Below are 17,576 nucleotides of genomic sequence, written 5' to 3'. Positions count from 1 at the left end.
GCCCGGCGCGCCGGTGTCGCGTTCGGCGTCGGCCGGTGTGCGGATTTCGCGCCACCGCAACCGGTCTCGCACGTCCAGCCCCCGCGCGGCGAGGACCTCGAGCACCCGGTCCGCGTACCGCTCCGCCCGGCCCGGCAGTGTCCAGTCGACCCCGGCCGCCGGATCGTGGCGTGGGGCGTTCACCAGCACGAACCACGCTTCGCAGCCCGGCGGGTGCAGCTGGGAGTCGCTCGGTGCGCAGACGTACACCGCCGGGTCGTCGACCGGCCGGGGCGCGCGGCCGAAGATCGCGTCGAATTCGGCGTCGTAGCCGGCCGGGAAGAGCACGCGGTGGTGGCTGGGATCCGGTGTCGTGCCGCGCAGCGCGAGCAGCAGCACGAACCCCGCCAGCGACGGCTGCGTCCGCCGCAGGGCCTGCCGCGGCCGGCGCGTGCGGGGGTCGTCGAGCAGGTCGCCGTAGACGTGCGCCGCGTCCGCGTTGGCGACGACGATCGAGGCCGCGAGCCGTTCGCCGTCCGCCAGCCGGACCCCGCGGACGCCCGCCGGGCCGGTCTCGATCGCGGTGACCTCGGCGTTGGTCCGGACGTCGACGCCCAGGGCGACGAGCCGGCCCACCAGCGCGTCCCCCAGCCGGCGCAGGCCGCCGCGGACGTGCCAGGCGCCGAACTCCTGTTCCACGAACGGGACGACGCTCAGCACGGCGGGCAGCCGCCGCGGGTCCGAGCCGGTGTAGGTCGCGTAGCGGTCGAGGAGCATCCGGGCGCGGGGATCGCTCAGCCGGCGACGTCCGATCCCCCGCAGCGTCCGCCAGGGCGCGATCGCCATCAGGTCCCGGACTCCCCTGGCGTGCCGGAGGAGATCACCGGTGCCGTTGAGCGGACGGCGCAGCACCGGCTCGCCGACCAGGCTCCAGAGCCGCTCGGCGTCCCGCATGAGCCCGCGCCACTCGGCGCCGGCGCCGGGACCGAAGGCGGCTTCGAGCGCGCCGGGCACCGCCGCGCGCTCGTGGGGGACGGCCAGTTCGGTGCCGTCGGCGAACCGGTAGCGGCAGGCGGGGTCGACCGGGACGAGGTCGACGAGCTCGTCCAGGTCGGCGCCGGTGGCCGCGAAGAGGTCGCGGTAGACCGAGGGCAGGGTGAGCAGCGAAGGGCCGGTGTCGAAGGTGAAGCCGTCCCGGGTGTAGGTGCCGAGCTTGCCGCCGCACGACGCCGAGCGCTCCAGCACGGTGACCCGGTGCCCGGCCGCGGCGAGCCGGGCCGCCGACGCGAGGCCGCCCATGCCGCCGCCGACCACGACGACGTCGCTCACACCGAACGTCCCTTCCACACCAGCCGGCCCGTCGCCCGCGCCCGCCATGACCGCCCGATCAGCCCGGCCAGCGCGAGCACCGAAACGGGATGGGCCAGGCTGTCCGGCCACACGCGCCCCCCGGTCCGCCGCGCCGTCACGACCCGCCCGGCCACGCCCGCCGCGTACCCGGCGAGCCCGGCCCGCGAACCCCCCACCGCGGCCACCGCCGGGAGCACCCACACCGCGAGGAGCAGCCCGGCGATCGCCACCGCCGCCGGCGCCGAGCCGGTCGCCGACCACAGCGACTTCGTGTAGCCCTCCCGCAACTCCGCCCACGTCGCGTACATCCGGCACTCCGCGACCCGGCTGCCGTCGGCGACCACCCCGCGGCCGCCCGCGCGTTTCACCGCGCGCATCAACGCGATGTCGTCCAGCACCTCGCCCGCGACCGCCGCGAAACCGCCGCACTTGCGCAGCATCGCGGCGTCGATGACGAAGAACTGGCCGTTGGCCGCGGCGAGCGACGGCCGTGGTGACGTCTCGGCGAGGCGCAACGGCAGCAGCACGAGCCACGACCACTGCAGCAGCGGCTGCACCAGCCGGGCCCCGAGCCCTTCGGCGTGCTGGCGCGGAAACGGCGACACCGCGTCGAGATCCGCTTCGCGCAGCAGGGAAACCGCGGCCGCGACGGCGCCGGGGGCCAGCACGACGTCCGCGTCGACGCAGACCAGCACGCTCCCCCGGGCCCGCTGGGCCAGCTGGTGGCACGCGTGCGGCTTCCCCAGCATCCCCGGCGGTGGCTCGGCGCCGGTCAGCAGCGTGACCCGCGGCCCGGCGATCCGGCGGACGACCTCCGCCGTCCCGTCGGTGGAACAGTCGTCCAGCACCAGGATTTCGACGTCGTCGAGCCCGCGCTGCGCCAGCAGGGACCGCAGGGCCGGGCCGACGCGCCCGGCTTCGTCGCGCAGCGGCAGCAGGATCGACACGGCCTCGCGGCACCGGACCGGCCCCTCGCGCGGTGTCCGGACGATCCGCGCGTTGCGGGCCGCGTGCGCGGCGCCGGCGACCGCGGCCACGGCGGCAGCCCGGACGATCACGCGGAAACGCGAGCCCATCGGAATCCCCTCCCCAGCCGGACCGCGAACGGCACCGCCACCGCGCCCATGAGCACGCCGCCGGCGACGGCCACCCAGGGCCTGCCGAAGAACGCGAAGTGCGCCCACACCGACGAAAACCACGTCCAGAGGTACAACGCCGGCGCCGGACCGGCGGCCGGGCCCGGGAACGGGTCGGGCGGCCGGGGCGCCCAGTGGTGCAACGCCGCCTGGATGACGACGGCGACCAGCAGCCAGCCCGCGAAGTTCGTCGCCGGGATCCCGTCCACCAGCGGCAGCGACGGCTCGGGCGAGGACCAGATCCAGTACCCCTCGTCCACCATCTGCGGGTCGAGGAAGACGTCCCACGCCGCCAGCGCGCACGCCGCCACCGCGACCACGCCGGCCGGCTTCACGGCCAGCGCGCGCCCGGCCAGCAAGGCCGGCCACGCCATCATCAGCCAGGCGAGCGGGACGATGCCCGGGACGCCGGCGATCGGCCAGCCGAGCAGGTCGGTGTAGGTGTAGCGCCCGAACGGGAATCCGGTGTGCAGCCCCGTCACCTCGGCCAGCAGCCCGCCACCGCCCGCGACGACCGCCAGCGTGGCCGCCGCACGGGCGCCGCAGCGGGACCACGCGTCGGCGAGCGACGCCGCCGCGAAGCACAGCACCGTGAGCACCGTCAGCGGCGTGCGGCCGCCGGGGTCGGTCACCGAGTAGAGGATCTGGCAGAGCACCGCCGCCGCGGCGCAGAGCCACGCGGCCAGTGCGGGCGGGGCGGGACGGAGACGGGTGAATGCGGCAGTCCGCGAAACCATCACCGAAACAGAATAGACCGGCGGCGAATGTCACGCCGTCATTGGTCTCGATTTTTCCGACCGCTCCGATAATCGACGACAAATGGGCAGGAAAAGGCACGACGAGCACCCGGCGACGCCCGGTTGTGGGCGGGGCGCCGCCGGGTGCGGGGCCCGCGTCCGAGGGGAGGACGGCGGGCCCGCCGGGACGGCGTGTGGCATCGCTGTCCCGTCCACAGGAAGGTCACGTCCGATTCAGCACCGATGCACCCCACCACGCAACGTTCGGCGACCACCGGGCACAGCCAGCGGATTCGGTGGAGTTGTCCGGTGTTCACCGGGTTCCAGTGGACAAGCTACACCACATGTGAAACGGTTGCGAATCGAATAGGCCGACAGTGCGACAGCGGGAGGGCGCCGGATGACCGCGACCACGACGACGGGGGTGGCCCCCGTGGACGACGCGCCCGCCGAGTGGCTGGACGCGCTGGGCCGCCGCTGCCTCGCCGAAGCGCACGGATTCGTGGGCGAGCGGGCGAAAGAGCATTTCTCCGGACGCAGCGAGGGAGCACTTGCGGAAACCGCCGTGCCGGAGTTCGTCGCGGGCGGAAAATGTCTCCGCCCGCTGTTCGCGTACGTCGGCTGGCGGTGCGGGCAACCCGAATCCGATGCCGCGATCCGCGCGGCCGCCGCGCTGGAGCTGCTGCACTGCTTCGCGCTCGTCCAGGACGACGTGATGGACGGCTCGGAGCTGCGCCGGGGCCGCACCGCGCTGCACGTCCGGTTCGCCCGGTGGCACGAGGAGCAGGGCTGGGCGGGTTCCGCGCCGCGGTTCGGCGAGTCCGCCGCGATCCTGGTCGGCGACCTGTTCCTGGTGTGGTCCGAGCAGATGCTGCGCGAGAGCGGGCTGCCGGCGGAGCAGCTGGCGCGAGGCTGGCCGCACTACGACGCGATGCGGGCGGAGCTGGCGGTCGGCCAGCTCGCCGACCTGGTCAACGACGCGCGGGCGCTGCCCAGCTGGGACACCCTGCTCGACGTGCTGCGCCGCAAGTCGGGCAACTACACCGTCCGCCGCCCGCTGGAGTTCGGCGCGGCCCTGGCCGGCTGCGGTCCGGAGGTGCTGTCGGGCCTGAGCGAGTTCGGCGGCTTGGTGGGCGAGGCGTTCCAGTTGCGCGACGACCTGCTGGGCGTGTTCGGCGCCCCGTCGGTCACGGGCAAGCCGGCCGGCCAGGACCTGCGCGAGCGCAAGGCCTCCAGCGTGATCGTGCTGGCCGCGGCCATGGCCGACCGCCGCCGGCAGGCCGAGTTCGCCGAGCTGCTGGAGCTGGAAACGGTGGACGACGAGGCGGTTTCGCGCTGGCGGGAGCTGATCGTGGCGACGGGCGCGCGGGAGCGCATGGGCGAGCTGATCCGCGAGCGGGCGGACAAGGCCCTGGCGGCGATCGACCCGGCGGTGGTCCCGCGGCACGCGGGTGACCTGCTGGCGGCCCTGGCGGCCCGCTGCACGGAGCGCGACCGATGAAAACCGTGCCCGGACCGGCGAACCGCGTCGTCGTCGTGGGCGCCGGGCTGGCCGGCCTGGCCGCCGCCCTGCATCTCGCCGGCCGCGGGCGGGAAGTCACCGTCCTGGAACGCGATCCCGGCCCCGGCGGCCGGGCCGGGCGCGTCGAGACGCACGGCTACCTGCTCGACACCGGACCCACCGTCCTCACCATGCCCTCGATCCTCGAGGACACCTTCGCCGCCGTCGGGGCCGAGCTCGCCGCCGAACTGCCGCTCGCCCGGCTCGATCCCGCCTACGTCGCCCAGTTCGCCGACGGCAGCACGCTGCCCGTCCACACCGACGCCGCCGCCATGGCCGACGCCGTCCGCGACTTCGCCGGCCCGGCCGAGGCCGCGGGCTACACCCGGCTGCGCGACTGGCTCACCCGGCTCTACCGAGCCGAATTCGGCCGGTTCATCGACGCCAACATCGACTCCCCGCTCGGCATGATCCGGCCCGAACTGGCCCGGCTCGTCGCCCTCGGCGGCTTCCGCCGGCTCGACGGCCGGGTCGGCCGCTTCCTCACCGACGAACGCCTCAAGCGGGTCTTCACCTTCCAGGCGCTCTACGCCGGCGAATCCCCCATGCGGGCCCTCGCCCTGTACGCGGTGATCTCCTACATGGACACCGTCGGCGGGGTCTACTTCCCGGCCGGCGGCATCGCCGCGCTGCCGCAGGCGCTGGCCCGGGTCGCGGCCGACGCCGGGGTCAAGTTCGGCTACGGCGACGCCGTCAGCGAGCTCGAACGCGCCGGGTCCCGGGTCACCGCGGTCCGCACCGCCGCCGGGGCGCGCCACCCCTGCGACGCCGTCGTGCTCACCACCGAACTGCCCGAGAGCTACCGGCTGCTCGGCCGGCAGCCACGCCGGCCGGTCGCGCTGCGGGCCGCGCCGTCCGCGCTCGTCGTGCACGCCGGCGGCCCCGCCACCCACCCCGAGGTCGCGCACCACACGATCTCCTTCGGGCACGGGTGGCGGTCGACCTTCGACGAGCTCATCGTCCAGGGCCGGCGGATGAGCGATCCGTCGCTGCTGATCACGCGGCCGACCGCGGCCGATCCCGGGCTCGCCCCGCCCGGGCGCCAGCTCTACTCGGTGCTCGCCCCGGTGCCCAACCTCGACCGCGGCCCCGCGGACTGGGCGGCCGAAACCGGCGCCTACGCGGAAGAGGTCCTCGACGTCGCCCGGGCTCGGCTGCTCCCCGGCTTCGCACCGGACTTCACGCACGTGATCGGCCCGGCCGAGTGGGCGGACCGCGGCCTGGTCGCCGGGACACCCTTCAGCTACGCCCACTCCTTCGGCCAGACCGGCCCGTTCCGGCCGCGGAACCTCCCCCGCGGGACGGACAACGTCGTCCTGGCCGGCGGCGCCACGGTGCCCGGCGTCGGCGTGCCGACCGTGCTCATCTCCGGCAGACTGGCTGCCGACCGGATCACCGGAGGGACCCGATGACCCGACGTGAACTCGACGCCGCCGGCATCCGCGAGCCCCGGCTGCGCGCGGCCTACACGTGGTGCCGCGAACTCAACGCCCGGCACGGCCGGACGTACTTCCTCGCGACGCGGCTGCTGACCCCGGCGCAGCGGCCGGCGATCCACGCGCTCTACGGCTTCGCCCGCCGGCTGGACGACATCGTCGACGAACCGGACGACGACGCCACGCCCGCATCGCTCGGCAGGCGCCTGCAGGAGGTCGAAAAGCGCTTCCTCGCCGACTTCGACGCCGGCGCGAGCGACGATCCGCTGCTCACCGCCGTGATCGACACGGCGACCCGGTACACCCTCCCCAAGGCGTACTTCGAAGCGTTCTTCACGTCGATGCGGATGGACCTCAGCGTCGGCAGCTACGCGACCCGCGAGGAGCTCGACACGTACGTGCACGGCTCGGCCGAGGTGATCGGGCTGCAGGTGCTGCCGGTGCTCGGGACCGTCGCCCCGCGCGAAGAGGCCGAGCCGCGGGCCGCCGCGCTCGGGAAAGCCTTCCAGCTCACCAACTTCCTGCGTGACGTCGCCGAGGACCTGGCCCGCGGCCGCGTCTACCTGCCCGCCGACGAACTGGCCGCGCACGGCGTCGACCGCGACCGGCTGGCGTGGTGCGCCAAGCTGGGAAAGGCCGATCAGCCGGTCCGGGCCGCGATCCGCAGCCAGATCGCCGTCACCCGCGACGTCTACGCCGAGGCCCGGCCGGGCATCGCCATGCTGCACCCGGTCTCCCGCCCGTGCGTGGCCACGGCGGCGCGGTTGTACGGCGGCATCCTCGGCCGCATCGAGGACGCCGGCCACGACGTCTTCGCCGGGCGCGCGGCGGTGTCCCGCGGGCAGCGGCTGGCGGTGGCGTGCGGGGCGGTCGCGCGGACGCAGTGGGCCCGGCGGCGCCACCCCGCGCCGGCGCTCCCGATGGCGGTGGGCTGAGTGGGCAAGGCCGAATACCTCCTCGTGCTGGCCGCGTGCGTCCTGGTCACCCTGCCGCTGGAGCTCGCCGGGGCCCGCGTCTACCGGCAACCCCGGCGGCTGGCGCGCGCGGTGCTGCCGGTCGCGCTGGTGTTCCTCGTCTGGGACGCGCTGGCGATCGCCGGCGGTGTCTGGGACTACGCGCCCGGGCACGTCACCGGCATCCGCGCGCCGTTCGCCGTCCCGCTGGAGGAGATCCTGTTCTTCGCGGTGATCCCCGTTTGCGGGGTGCTGACCTACGAAATCGTCCAGCTCACCCTCGCGGTGCTGCGGCGGCTCGGCCGGCAGGAGGTCCGCCGGTGATCCCGTGGGGCTACACCGTGCCGGTGGTCGCCGCGGTGGCCGCGGTCGTGCTGGCCGAGCTCTTCCTGCTGCGCACGGGCCTGTTCCGCCGGCCCGCCTACTGGGTCACGATCGTCATCGTGACGGCGTTCCAGATCCCGGTGGACGGCTGGCTGACCAAGCTCTCCGCCCCGATCGTGCGCTACGCCCCGCAGCACATCACCGGCTGGCGCTTCCCGTGGGACATCCCGGTCGAAGACTTCCTCTTCGGCTACGCGCTGGTGACCGCGGTGCTGCTCGTGTGGGAACGCACCGGCCCCCGGGAGGAGCAAGCATGAACGCGATGGCCAAGGACGGCCTCCCCCGCGGCGCGGTGCCGTCGGCCTTCGACACCGAAGCGCGGTGGTACGACCGGCTGGTCGGCGCCAACCCGGGCTACCACGAGCACCTCCGGCTTTCGGCACAGCGGCTGGGACTGCCACCGGACGGGACGGGCCTTCGGCTGCTGGACGCCGGCTGCGGCACCGGCGCGTCGACGGCGGCGCTGGTGTCCGTCGCCCCCGGCGCGGAAATCACCGCGTTCGACGCCTCCGGGGAGATGCTCGCGCAGGCCGGGGCGAAGGACTGGCCGGACGGGGTCACCTTCGTCCACACGCCGGTCGAGGATCTCGACGGCGTCTCGGGCCCGTTCGACGCGATCCTGGCGGCGTACCTGCTGCGCAACCTCACCGAGCCGACCCGGCAGCTGCGGCGGCTGCGCGGGTTGCTGCGGCCCGGCGGCCGCATCGCGGTCCACGAGTACTCCGTCCACGACTCGCGGCGCGCCCGGTGGGTGTGGAACGCGGTCTGCGCGGGCGTGATCATCCCGCTCGGGAAGGTCACCACCGGCGACGCGACCCTCTACCGCCACCTGCGCCGCAGCGTCCTGGAATTCGACGGGATCGCCGCGCTCGCCGGCCGGCTCACCGACGCGGGCTTCACCGGCGTCCGCACCGCCACCGTGCCCGGCTGGCAGAACGGCATCGTGCACACCGTCCTCGGCACCAACCCGCAGGAGCACCCGTGACCCGCCCCCTCGGCACCGACCGCCGGATCGAGACGCACCCGGCCCCGCCCGGCCTGGCCGACGCCGGGCTGCTCGGCCGGCGCCCGGCCGCGGCGGTGATCGGCGGCGGCATCGCGGGCCTCACCGCGGCCACCGGGCTGGCCGAGCGGGGCGTCACGGTGACGCTCTTCGAGCGCGACACCCACCTCGGCGGGCGCGTCGGCGGCTGGGCGGACCGGCTGCCGGACGGCACCGGCGTCACCATGAGCCGGGGCTTCCACGCCTTCTTCCGCCAGTACTACAACCTGCGGGCGCTGCTCACGCGCACCGATCCCGGGCTCGACCGGCTGGCCCCGCTGGCCGACTACCCGCTGCTGGACGCCGAGGGCCGCACGGACACGTTCGCGGGTCTCCCCCGGACGCCGCCGTGGAACGCGCTGGCGTTCGCCTGGCGCAGCCCGACGTTCACCCCGCGGGACCTGGTGCGGATCAACGGCCGCGGCGCCCTGCCGCTGGCGACGGTCAGCGTCCCGGAGACCTACCACCGGCTCGACGGCATCGACGCCGCGAGCTTCCTCGACGCGATCAACTTCCCGGACGCGGCCAAGCACCTGGCGTTCGAGGTGTTCTCGCGCAGCTTCTTCGCCGATCCGCGCGAGCTGTCGGCAGCGGAACTGGCGACCATGTTCCACCTGTACTTCCTGGGCTCCAGCGAAGGCCTGGTGTTCGACGTGCCGACCGAGCCGTTCCCGCAGGCGCTGTGGGATCCCCTCGCCGGCTACCTGGCCGACCGCCGGGTGACGATCCGGACCGGCACCCCGGTCGTGTCCCTCGAGCGCACCGCCGACGGGTTCGCGGTCACGACGGAGGGCGACACCGCGCGGTTCGACAGCGTCGTGCTCGCCTGTACCGTGCGCGGGCTGCAGGCGATCGTCGACGCGTCGCCCACGGTCGGGACACCGTCGTGGCGGGCCGCCGTGGCGGGGTTGCGCACGGCACCGCCGTTCCTCGTCCGCCGGCTCTGGCTCGACCGGGCGGTCGACCCCGCCCGGCCGCCCTTCCTGGGCACCGGGAGCGTGCCACCGCTGGACAACATCAGCCTGCTGGACCGCTACGAGGGCGAGGCCCGCCGCTGGGCGGCCCGCACCGGCGGCTCGGTCGTGGAGCTGCACGCGTACGCGGCCACGACCGACGACCGCGAGACGCTGGTGAAGGCGGTCGACGACCGGTTGCACGCGATCTACCCCGAGACGCTCGGTGCGCGGGTGACGGCGTCGATCTCGCTGTGGCGCGAGGATTGCCCGCTGTTCGGCCTGGGCGACTTCGCCCGCCGCCCGACGGTCGAGACCCCCGACCCGGCGCTGGCCCTGGCCGGCGACGGCGTGCGGATCGACCTCCCGGTGGCGCTGATGGAACGCGCGGCGACGACCGGCTGGGCCGCGGCCAACACGCTCCTGGCGGGCTGGGGCCTCGCCGGGCACCCGCTGCGCTCGGTGCCCAACCGTGGCCGGCTCGGCCTGCTCAACCGGCTCGCCGCGACGAAGTCCTTCGGCGGGTGAGCCCGGTGCACGAAGTCGTCATCGTCGGCGCCGGGCTCGCCGGGCTGGCCGCCGCGATCACGCTGCACCGGGCCGGGGTGCCGTGCGCGGTGCTGGAGGCCTCGGACGAGGTGGGCGGCCGGGTGCGCACCGACGTCGTCGACGGTTTCCGGCTCGACCGCGGGTTCCAGATCCTCAACCCGGCCTACCCCGCCATCCGGCGCCTGGCCGACGTCGACGCCCTCGACCTCGGCCGGTTCCGGCGCGCGGTCCGGGTGGCCGACGACGACCGCGTCGCGCTGCTCGGACACCCGATCGACACGCCCAAGGCGCTGCGCGACATCGTGGCCCGGCGCTACCTGTCGGCGAAGGACCTGGCCGCGCTCGGCGCGCTGTCCGCCCGCGTCGCCGCGGGGCCGGCGAAGGCGATCATCGACCGCGACGACCGCACGACGGCCGACGAGCTGCGGCGGGCGGGGGTGTCCGAGCGGGCCGTGGAGACGGTGTTCCGGCCGTTCCTCTCGGGGGTGTTCCTGGAGCGCGAGCTGACCACCTCGGCCCGGTTCTTCCAGCTGGTGTGGCGCAGTTTCCTGCGGTCGGCGCCGTCGCTGCCGGCGCTGGGCATGGGCGAGCTCCCGCGGCAGCTCGCCCGGACGCTGCCGACGTCGGCCGTCCACCTGGGCACCCCGGTCGAGGAGGTCCGCCCGGGTCGCGTCCGCTCGGCCGACGGTGCGCTCTGGCCGGCTCGCGCGATCGTCGTCGCCACCGACGGCTCCACGGCCGCCCGCCTCGCCGGCGTCGCGGAGCCACGCTGGAACAGCGGGACGACGTGGTACTTCGCCCCACCGCGGTCCCCGTTGCGCGAACCGGTGATCGTGATCGACGCGCGCGGCGGGCCGGTCGTCAACACGAGCGTGGTCAGCGAGGTGTGCCCGACCTACGCCCCGCCGGGGACGGCGCTGGTGAGCGCGTCGGCGTTGACGGCGCTGCCGGAGGACGAGGTGCGCCGGGCGCTGGGCCGGATGTACCGCACGGACGCGACGCGCTGGCCGCTGGTCGCCCGGTACGAGATCGGCCACGCTCTGCCGGCGATGCCGCCCCCGCACGAGCTCCGGCGTGACGTGCGGCTGGGCGAGGGCGTGTACGTGTGCGGCGACCACCGGGACACGAGCTCGCTGCAAGGGGCGCTGGCCTCGGGAACGCGGGCGGCCCGCACGGTCCTCGCCGACTTCGGCAAGCCGGGCCGCGCGGACCGCTGAACCCGTCCGGGCCGCACGAACCGGCCAGGCCGCGGGCCGCTGAACCCGTCCGGCATTACGACATCCGGGCGGAAATTCGCTCTCCGCACCGCGAAAACCGCCTCGTTCCCGGAGATCACCCGGCACCCGCCGTGCCGGGACGTCGCCGGAACGAGTGAAACCCCTGCGGCGATCCGCGTTTTCCGGCCCAGCGCAGCCCTGGTTTACGTAGCCCGGAACCGCCGCCGTGCCCCGTTGAGCGCCTTGACACAGGGCGCTCCGGGTGACGTTTTCCCCGCCTGCTAACGAAATCCGACGGTTTCCGTCTTCCCGAGGCAACCCGCAGCAATCCGGCCTTTCGGAAGGGAAGTCATGTCGCGGAGATCATTGTTCGTCGCGCTGACCACGGTCAGTGCCTTGCTCACCCCGGCCGCCGTCGCGGCCGCGGCGCCGCCGGGCGTCGATCCGGCCACCGTCGATCTCACGCTCTCCGCCGGGCAGAGCACCACCGTCACCAAGCACGTCACCACCTCCGCCGTCCCCCCGAACCCCGACCTCGTGCTGCTCGCCGACACGACCGGCAGCATGGCCGGCGCCATCACCAACGTCCGCACGAACGCCGGTGCCATCACCGGGGACGTGCTCGCCGCGCAGCCGACCGCCCAGTTCGGCGTCGCCGAGTACAAGGACTTCACCGACTCCGTGCCGTTCAAGGTCAACCAGGGCATCACCGGCAACACCGCCGCGGTGCAGGCCGGGATCGACCAGTGGTCGGCGAGCGGTGGCGGCGACTTCCCGGAAGCCGACCTCAACGCCCTCTACGAACTGGCCACCGGCGCGGTCACCTTCCGCCCGGACGGCACCCGCATCGTCGCCTGGTTCGGCGACGCGCCGTCGCACGATCCCAGCGGCGGGCACACCCTGGCGCAGACCATCGACGCGCTCAAGGCGGCGAAGGTCCGCGTGGTCGCGGTCAACGTCGGCAACCTGGACGCCGACGGCCAGGCGAGCGCCATCGCCACGGCCACCGGCGGCGTGCTGCTGAACAACGTGCCGTCGGACCAGGTGTCGAAGGCCATCCTCGACGGCATCAAGTCCATCGAGGTCACGGTCACGCCGAAGGTCACCAGCTGCGACCCGCAGCTGACGCTCACCAACGCCCCGGCGAGCGTCAAGGTGGCCAGCGGGGACGTCGCGACGTTCACCGAGACCGTCGCCGCCAAGGCCGACGCCGCGCCCGGCACCTACCACTGCACGGTCGACTACCAGGTCGACGGGATGTCCCGCGGGTACGTCGAGACGACGACCGTGCGGGTGCTCGGCCTGAGCATCGGCGACGTCACGGTGAACGAGGGCTCCGGCGGCGCGCCGGTGCCGGCCACCTTCACCGTGTCGCTGCTGGGTGGTGCCAGTTCGAACCCGGTGTCGGTCCACTACGCCACCGCGAACGGCACGGCGACCGCGCCGGCCGACTACCAGGCGGCGAGCGGTGACGTGACCTTCGCGCCCGGTGAGACGGCCAAGCCGGTGACCGTCCTGGTCAACCCGGACACCGTCGACGAGCCGAACGAGACGTTCACCGTCACCCTGTCGGCCCCGTCCGGCGCCGGGCTGATCGACCCGGTCGGGGTCGGCACGATCGTCGACGACGACCGGGACGGCGTCTTCTCCTGCACCGGCACCGCCGCGAACGTCATCGGCATCACCGCGGCCGTGGCGAACCCGGCGAACCTGCCCTGCGCCGACGACAGCAAGACCGTCCTCGACGCGACGCTCAACGCCGGCCTGATCAAGGTGCAGACCCACGCGCTGACGTCCTCGACCGACCTGGCCCCCGACAACCAGTCGGCGGCTCCGGCGGCCGGTGACCACGCGCAGGCGTCGGCCAAGATCGACAAGACGGTGATCAGCACGGTCGGGCTGACCATCGAGCTGGGCGTGATCCAGTCCCAGGCGGCGGCGACCTGCCAGCCGTCCCCGGGCGGGCTCGCCCCGGCGCTGACCGGCAGCTCCAACGTCGCGTCGCTGAAGATCAACGGCGCTTCGGTCACGGTCGGCTCGGCACCGCTGACCATCGCGCTGGTCGTCGGCTCGCTGAAGCTGAACGGCCAGACCATCGTGAACGGCGTCGTGAAGCAGCAGGCCGTCGCGCTGGAGACCCCGCTGGCGAAGATCGTGCTCGCGGAGTCCCAGGCCGACGTGCACGGCACCGCCGCGCACCCGGCGGGCAACCCCTGCCAGGGGTGACCCGGTGAACCACCCGGGGCGGGCGGCTCGCCCGCCCGCCCCGGGGCTCACAGCTCGTGGGCCGTCGTGTCGTCGGTGGTGACGAGCAAGGCGCTCCAGGCCGCGGCCGGGCTGATGTTGAGCAGCACCGCCCGCCCGTCGAACTCCCCGGTTTCCCGGGCGCTCGCAAGGTTGAAGAAGACGTCGTTGGGCCCGAGGTGGCCGTAGCGGGCCAGGTTGCCGGTGCACGCTTTCGCGATCGGGACGCCGATCGCCTCCGACCAGTTCCGGAACGCGGCCGTGGACAGGTTCTGCGCGAGGTAGCACGAGACGTCGGCCGGGCTCAGGCCGTTGCGGCCGAGGAGGCGGGTGACCAGCGCCCGCAGCCGGTTGCGGGTCTCCACGGCCAGCCGGAACGAATAGGCCGCCGGGTCGGTGCACTCCTCCCGCCAGCGGGCGAACTCCTCGTCGCGGTACTCGACGCGGAACAGGTCCGCGTAGGCGCCGTTCGTCTCCAGCAGGATGTCCCGGATCCGGAGGTTCCCCCGGCGCCGCAGCAGAAGTGCGCCACCGCTGTCGCCGTTCACCGTGACGGGGTGGCGGTAGCGCCCGGGTGTCGCGGGCTTGCTGCCGTGCAGGACGAGCACGTTCGCCAGGCCCGGGTCGGCGTGCAGCAGCCCGCTCGCGACGAGCAACGCCGGGGTGAGCGACGCGCAGCCGAGGCCGCCGACGGAAAACGCCATCGCCCGCCCGGCGCCGAGCATCGCCTGCAGCCGGGTGGCTTCCGAGCTGACCAGCGTCTGCGGGGCCCGCGGCTCCACCGTCAGGACGACGTCGACGTCGCCGGCGTCGAGGCCCGCGGAGGCCAGCGCCCGCCGGCCCGCCCGGGCGGCCAGGTCGGCCGCGGTCAGCGTGTCGTCGGCGGGCACGCGCTCGATGCCGAGCGCGGCGCAGGTCGCGCGTTCGGCATCGGACAGCGAGGGCAGCTCGGCGACGGTCAGGAACTTCTCCGGCAGGTACCACGCCGAGGCGGCGAGCGCGATCACGCGAGCTCGGTGAAGGCGCCCAGGATTTCGTCGGCGAGCGCGTCCAGGCGCTCCTGGCCGACGCCGCCCGCCACGGCCACCCGCAGCGCACCGTCCCGCACCGCGCTCGTGACGACCAGCGGGAACCAGGACGCGACCGCGCGTTTCAGGTTCACCGACAGGTCCCAGCGGGTCCGCAGCAGGCGGACGCCGGAGTCGAACGCGGAGGTGTCGCTCGGTCCGTGCAGCACCAGCACCTCCGGCTCGGGCAGGGCGCGCAGCCCGGCGACCCCGGGCGAGTCCGGCGAGAGGTGCCGCAGCACGCCGTAGCCGACGCCGTCGTTCGGCACCGACCGCGCGCGATCGGCGATCTCCGGCAGGCAGTCCCGGGCCGCGGTACCCGGCTCGACCGGCAGCACCAGCGGGTGCAGCGTGGTGAACCAGCCCACCGACGGGCCGCGCCCGGCCAGCCGGAACGGGTTGGGCGTGGCCTCCCCCTCGGTCATCACGAACGCGCTCGGCGCGCCCTGCCACCGGGCCAGGCCGCAGGACACCGCGCACAGCGCCGCCTCCCGGCCGTGCGCGCCCCCGGCGGCCAGCAGGGTGGCGACCGCGGGGTCGGCCAGGGTCCGGGCGGCGATGCCGTCGCCCGGCGAGCCGCCGATCGTGCTCTTTCCCGCGGCGGCGGCATGGGACACCGCCGACGTGCTCTTTCCCGCGGAGGCGGCAGGAGACACCGCCGCGGCGCCGGCCCGCAGGGTCGCCGTCCAGTAGGTCAGTTCCCCGGCGAGCTCGTCCGACGCCGCCATCGCCCGCAGGTGCCCGGCCCACTCCCGCCATCGCGGCGGCCGGGGCGCCAAGGCGGGAACGCGGCCCGCCGTGAGGTCGGCGAGCAGCACGTCGAGGTCGTCGAGGACGACCACAGTGGACATGTTGTCGAAGACGAAGTGGTTGACCAGCAGGACGAGCAGGCCGCCGCGGGCGCGGCCGCGGTCGTAGTGGCGAACGCGGAACAGCGGTCCGCGCGCGGGGTCCATCTCCGCCTTCATCGCCAGGCAGTCGTCCGCGACGATCCCGAGTTCCTCGTCGGGGGTCAACGGCGGCAGCACCTTCGTGTCGAACACGTCCGCCGCGGTGAGGTCCGCGATTTCGAGCCGGGCGCCCAGTGCGTTGCGCCGCAACCGGTAGCGCAGCGGTTCGTGCAGGGTCAGCAGCTGCCCGATCGCCGTCCGGATCGCGGCCCCGCCGACCTCGGGAGTGGTCTCGACGGTGTGCACGTCGACGAAGTCGCCGACGTCGTCCGGCATCCGGTGCAGGAAGCTGAGCATGATCGGGGTCGGCGGGATCGCGCGGAGCGGCTCGGGCACCGGCGCCGGCTGCGCCGCGGGCACCGGCGCCGGGCCGTCGACGACCGCGGCCCGGGCCAGTTCGCCCAGCGTGCGGCACTGCAGCAGCTGCTGCGGGGTGAAGTGGACGCCGTCCTTGGCCGCCCGCGCGGCGACCCGGACGCCGAGCACCGAATCGCCGCCGAGGTCGAAGAAGTTGTCCTTCGGGCCGACCGGGCCGCCGCCGGTCAGCAGGTCCGCGCAGATCGCGGCGAGAACCCGCTCGGCGCGGGCGGCGGTGTCACTGTCCACAACGGACGCTACGGTCATGGCGGGCTCCCGGTGGGTGGTGGCGGGGACCGGCTCGCCGTCGACGGCCGGCAGGGCATCGAGTGCGCGGCCGGGTTCGCGCAGCACGGCGTCGAGCAGGCCGGGCAGGAAGCGGGCGAGCGCGTCGGCCGTCTCGCGGTCGAACAGGGCGGTGGCGTACTCGAAGTAGCCGTCCATCGGCCCGTCCTGCTGGTCGATGACGCCGACGGTGAGGTCGAACTTCGCGGTGCCCGGCGCGATCCCGGCGATGTTGCCGGTCTCGGCGAACCGCGAGCAGCCGAGGCCGCCCAGTTCGGCGGTGTCCTGCGGGACGTTCTGGTAGGTGTAGGCGACGTCGAACAGCGGCTGGCGGCCGGGTTCGCGCGGCCCGCACACCGCCGAGACGATCTTGTCGAGGGGGATCTCCTCGTGGTCGAGGACCTGCGCGACGGTGTCCGCGCAGCGCCGGACCAGGTCCGTGAACGACAGCGACCCCTCGACCCGGGTGCGGAACGGCGGCAGGTTGTTGAAGTACCCCATGAGGTCGTGCGTCGCCGGGTGCGTCCGGCCGGAGGTGGCCACGCCGACGACGACGTCGGTGAACCCGGCCCAGCGGTGCAGCAGCGTGTCGACCAGGGCGAGCATCGTGACGAACGTCGTCACGCCGTGTTCGCGGCTGAACCGGCGGGCCGCTTCGGCCGCCGGTCCGGCGATGGTGAACTCGACGAGGTCGCCGTCGAAGCTCTGGGCGGCCGGGCGCGGCCGGTCCAGCGGCAGCTGCGCGGTGGGCAGGCCGGCCAGCTCTTCGCGCCAGAACCGCAGGCCGCGCTCGAGGGTCGGCCCGGACAGGCGGTTTCGTTGCCAGGCCGCGAAGTCGGCGAACTGGAAGGGCAGCTCCGGCAGCTCGGGCGCCCGGCCGGCCAGCCGCGCCCGGTAGAGCTCGGTGAAGTCGCGGAAGAAGATCGTCGGCGACCAGCCGTCGAAGACGATGTGGTGGTAGGTCCAGAGCAGGACGTGGTCGGCTTCGGCCAGGCGCACCAGGGTGATCCGCACGAGCGGCCCGGTGGCCAGGTCGAACGGGCGGACGGCCTCCTCGTCGGCCAGCCGGTGCGCCGCCGCGGTCCGCTCCGCTTCGGGCAGCGTGCTCAGGTCGTGCACGACGAGCCGGGGGCCGGGTTCGGCGAGCCGGGCGAACGGCACGCCGTCGTCGTCGGGGATGCAGGTGCGCAGCACCTCGTGGCGGTCGAGGAGGTCCTGCACGGCACCGGCGAGCGCGGCTTCGTCCAAGGGGCCGGCGAGACGCAGGTCGTGCGGGATGTTGTAGAGCGCGCTGCCGGGGTTCAGCCGGTCGAGGTACCACAGCTGTTCCTGCCCGGCCGTCAGCGGCAGCGGGCCGCCGCGCGGCCGCACCGCGA

At 74.5% G+C, this 17,576-nt stretch carries 14 protein-coding genes; 9 read left to right on the top strand and 5 right to left on the bottom strand.

Features of this window, described 5'->3' with window-relative positions:
- The 3 genes from CCN39_RS15975 to CCN39_RS15965 form a co-directional block, all read right to left on the bottom strand.
- On the bottom strand, nt 1-1,308 hold a 1,308-nt coding region (locus CCN39_RS15975), incomplete at its 3' end, for a phytoene desaturase family protein (protein ID WP_086842780.1).
- Nucleotides 1,305-2,405: a glycosyltransferase family 2 protein gene (locus tag CCN39_RS15970; RefSeq protein WP_086842778.1), complete on the bottom strand. Its 1,101-nt coding sequence runs from the start codon at nt 2,403-2,405 to the stop codon at nt 1,305-1,307. The genes CCN39_RS15975 and CCN39_RS15970, both read right to left, overlap by 4 nt.
- The gene (locus CCN39_RS15965) at nt 2,384-3,202 is read right to left on the bottom strand and encodes a carotenoid biosynthesis protein (RefSeq protein WP_086842776.1); all 819 of its coding nucleotides are present in this window, start codon (nt 3,200-3,202) and stop codon (nt 2,384-2,386) included. The genes CCN39_RS15970 and CCN39_RS15965 overlap by 22 nt, the downstream gene beginning before the upstream one ends.
- 400 nt (nt 3,203-3,602) lie before the next feature.
- Between CCN39_RS15965 and CCN39_RS15960 the strand changes: the two genes are divergently transcribed.
- The 9 genes from CCN39_RS15960 (at nt 3,603) to CCN39_RS15920 (ending at nt 13,523) form a co-directional block, all read left to right on the top strand.
- Nucleotides 3,603-4,703 (top strand): polyprenyl synthetase family protein, encoded by a 1,101-nt coding sequence (locus CCN39_RS15960; RefSeq protein WP_086842774.1) that lies wholly within the window; start codon nt 3,603-3,605, stop codon nt 4,701-4,703.
- Nucleotides 4,700-6,175, top strand: coding sequence for a phytoene desaturase family protein (gene crtI, locus CCN39_RS15955; RefSeq protein WP_086842772.1), 1,476 nt, complete (start codon nt 4,700-4,702; stop codon nt 6,173-6,175). Before CCN39_RS15960 ends, crtI begins: the two co-directional genes overlap by 4 nt.
- Complete coding sequence (locus tag CCN39_RS15950) at nt 6,172-7,134, top strand: phytoene/squalene synthase family protein (protein ID WP_086842770.1); 963 nt, start codon at nt 6,172-6,174, stop codon at nt 7,132-7,134. Before crtI ends, CCN39_RS15950 begins: the two co-directional genes overlap by 4 nt.
- Nucleotides 7,135-7,476 (top strand): lycopene cyclase domain-containing protein, encoded by a 342-nt coding sequence (locus tag CCN39_RS15945; RefSeq protein WP_086842768.1) that lies wholly within the window; start codon nt 7,135-7,137, stop codon nt 7,474-7,476.
- A complete protein-coding gene (locus CCN39_RS15940) occupies nt 7,473-7,793 on the top strand; it encodes a lycopene cyclase domain-containing protein (protein WP_086842766.1) in 321 nt (106 codons plus the stop codon). The genes CCN39_RS15945 and CCN39_RS15940 overlap by 4 nt, the downstream gene beginning before the upstream one ends.
- Nucleotides 7,790-8,521: a class I SAM-dependent methyltransferase gene (locus CCN39_RS15935; RefSeq protein ID WP_086842764.1), complete on the top strand. Its 732-nt coding sequence runs from the start codon at nt 7,790-7,792 to the stop codon at nt 8,519-8,521. Before CCN39_RS15940 ends, CCN39_RS15935 begins: the two co-directional genes overlap by 4 nt.
- Complete coding sequence (locus tag CCN39_RS15930) at nt 8,518-10,059, top strand: FAD-dependent oxidoreductase (protein ID WP_086842762.1); 1,542 nt, start codon at nt 8,518-8,520, stop codon at nt 10,057-10,059. Before CCN39_RS15935 ends, CCN39_RS15930 begins: the two co-directional genes overlap by 4 nt.
- A complete protein-coding gene (locus tag CCN39_RS15925) occupies nt 10,056-11,297 on the top strand; it encodes an NAD(P)/FAD-dependent oxidoreductase (protein WP_086842760.1) in 1,242 nt (413 codons plus the stop codon). The genes CCN39_RS15930 and CCN39_RS15925 overlap by 4 nt, the downstream gene beginning before the upstream one ends.
- Nucleotides 11,298-11,648: 351 nt before the next feature.
- A complete protein-coding gene (locus CCN39_RS15920; RefSeq protein ID WP_167455103.1) occupies nt 11,649-13,523 on the top strand; it encodes a Calx-beta domain-containing protein in 1,875 nt (624 codons plus the stop codon).
- 47 nt (nt 13,524-13,570) lie between these two features.
- On the opposite strand, the gene CCN39_RS15915 is transcribed toward CCN39_RS15920, so the two are convergent.
- Together CCN39_RS15915 and CCN39_RS15910 are read right to left on the bottom strand one after the other, a co-directional pair.
- Nucleotides 13,571-14,548 (bottom strand): 3-oxoacyl-ACP synthase, encoded by a 978-nt coding sequence (locus tag CCN39_RS15915; RefSeq protein ID WP_086842756.1) that lies wholly within the window; start codon nt 14,546-14,548, stop codon nt 13,571-13,573.
- On the bottom strand, nt 14,545-17,576 hold a 3,032-nt coding region (locus CCN39_RS15910; RefSeq protein ID WP_244210805.1), incomplete at its 5' end, for a condensation domain-containing protein. The genes CCN39_RS15915 and CCN39_RS15910, both read right to left, overlap by 4 nt.

Source organism: Amycolatopsis kentuckyensis, assembly GCF_002155975.1.
GTDB lineage: Bacteria > Actinomycetota > Actinomycetes > Mycobacteriales > Pseudonocardiaceae > Amycolatopsis > Amycolatopsis kentuckyensis.
This window is presented reverse-complemented; position numbering and strand designations above follow the sequence as displayed.

Bases quoted from the DNA above. Each gene is read 5' to 3' on its own strand.
- CCN39_RS15970 (WP_086842778.1), bottom strand. From the start codon at position 2,405: ATGGGCTCGCGTTTCCGCGTGATCGTCCGGGCTGCCGCCGTGGCCGCG.
- CCN39_RS15965 (WP_086842776.1), bottom strand. From the start codon at position 3,202: ATGGTTTCGCGGACTGCCGCATTCACCCGTCTCCGTCCCGCCCCGCCC.
- CCN39_RS15960 (WP_086842774.1), top strand. From the start codon at position 3,603: ATGACCGCGACCACGACGACGGGGGTGGCCCCCGTGGACGACGCGCCC.
- crtI (WP_086842772.1), top strand. From the start codon at position 4,700: ATGAAAACCGTGCCCGGACCGGCGAACCGCGTCGTCGTCGTGGGCGCC.
- CCN39_RS15950 (WP_086842770.1), top strand. From the start codon at position 6,172: ATGACCCGACGTGAACTCGACGCCGCCGGCATCCGCGAGCCCCGGCTG.
- CCN39_RS15935 (WP_086842764.1), top strand. From the start codon at position 7,790: ATGAACGCGATGGCCAAGGACGGCCTCCCCCGCGGCGCGGTGCCGTCG.
- CCN39_RS15920 (WP_167455103.1), top strand. From the start codon at position 11,649: ATGTCGCGGAGATCATTGTTCGTCGCGCTGACCACGGTCAGTGCCTTG.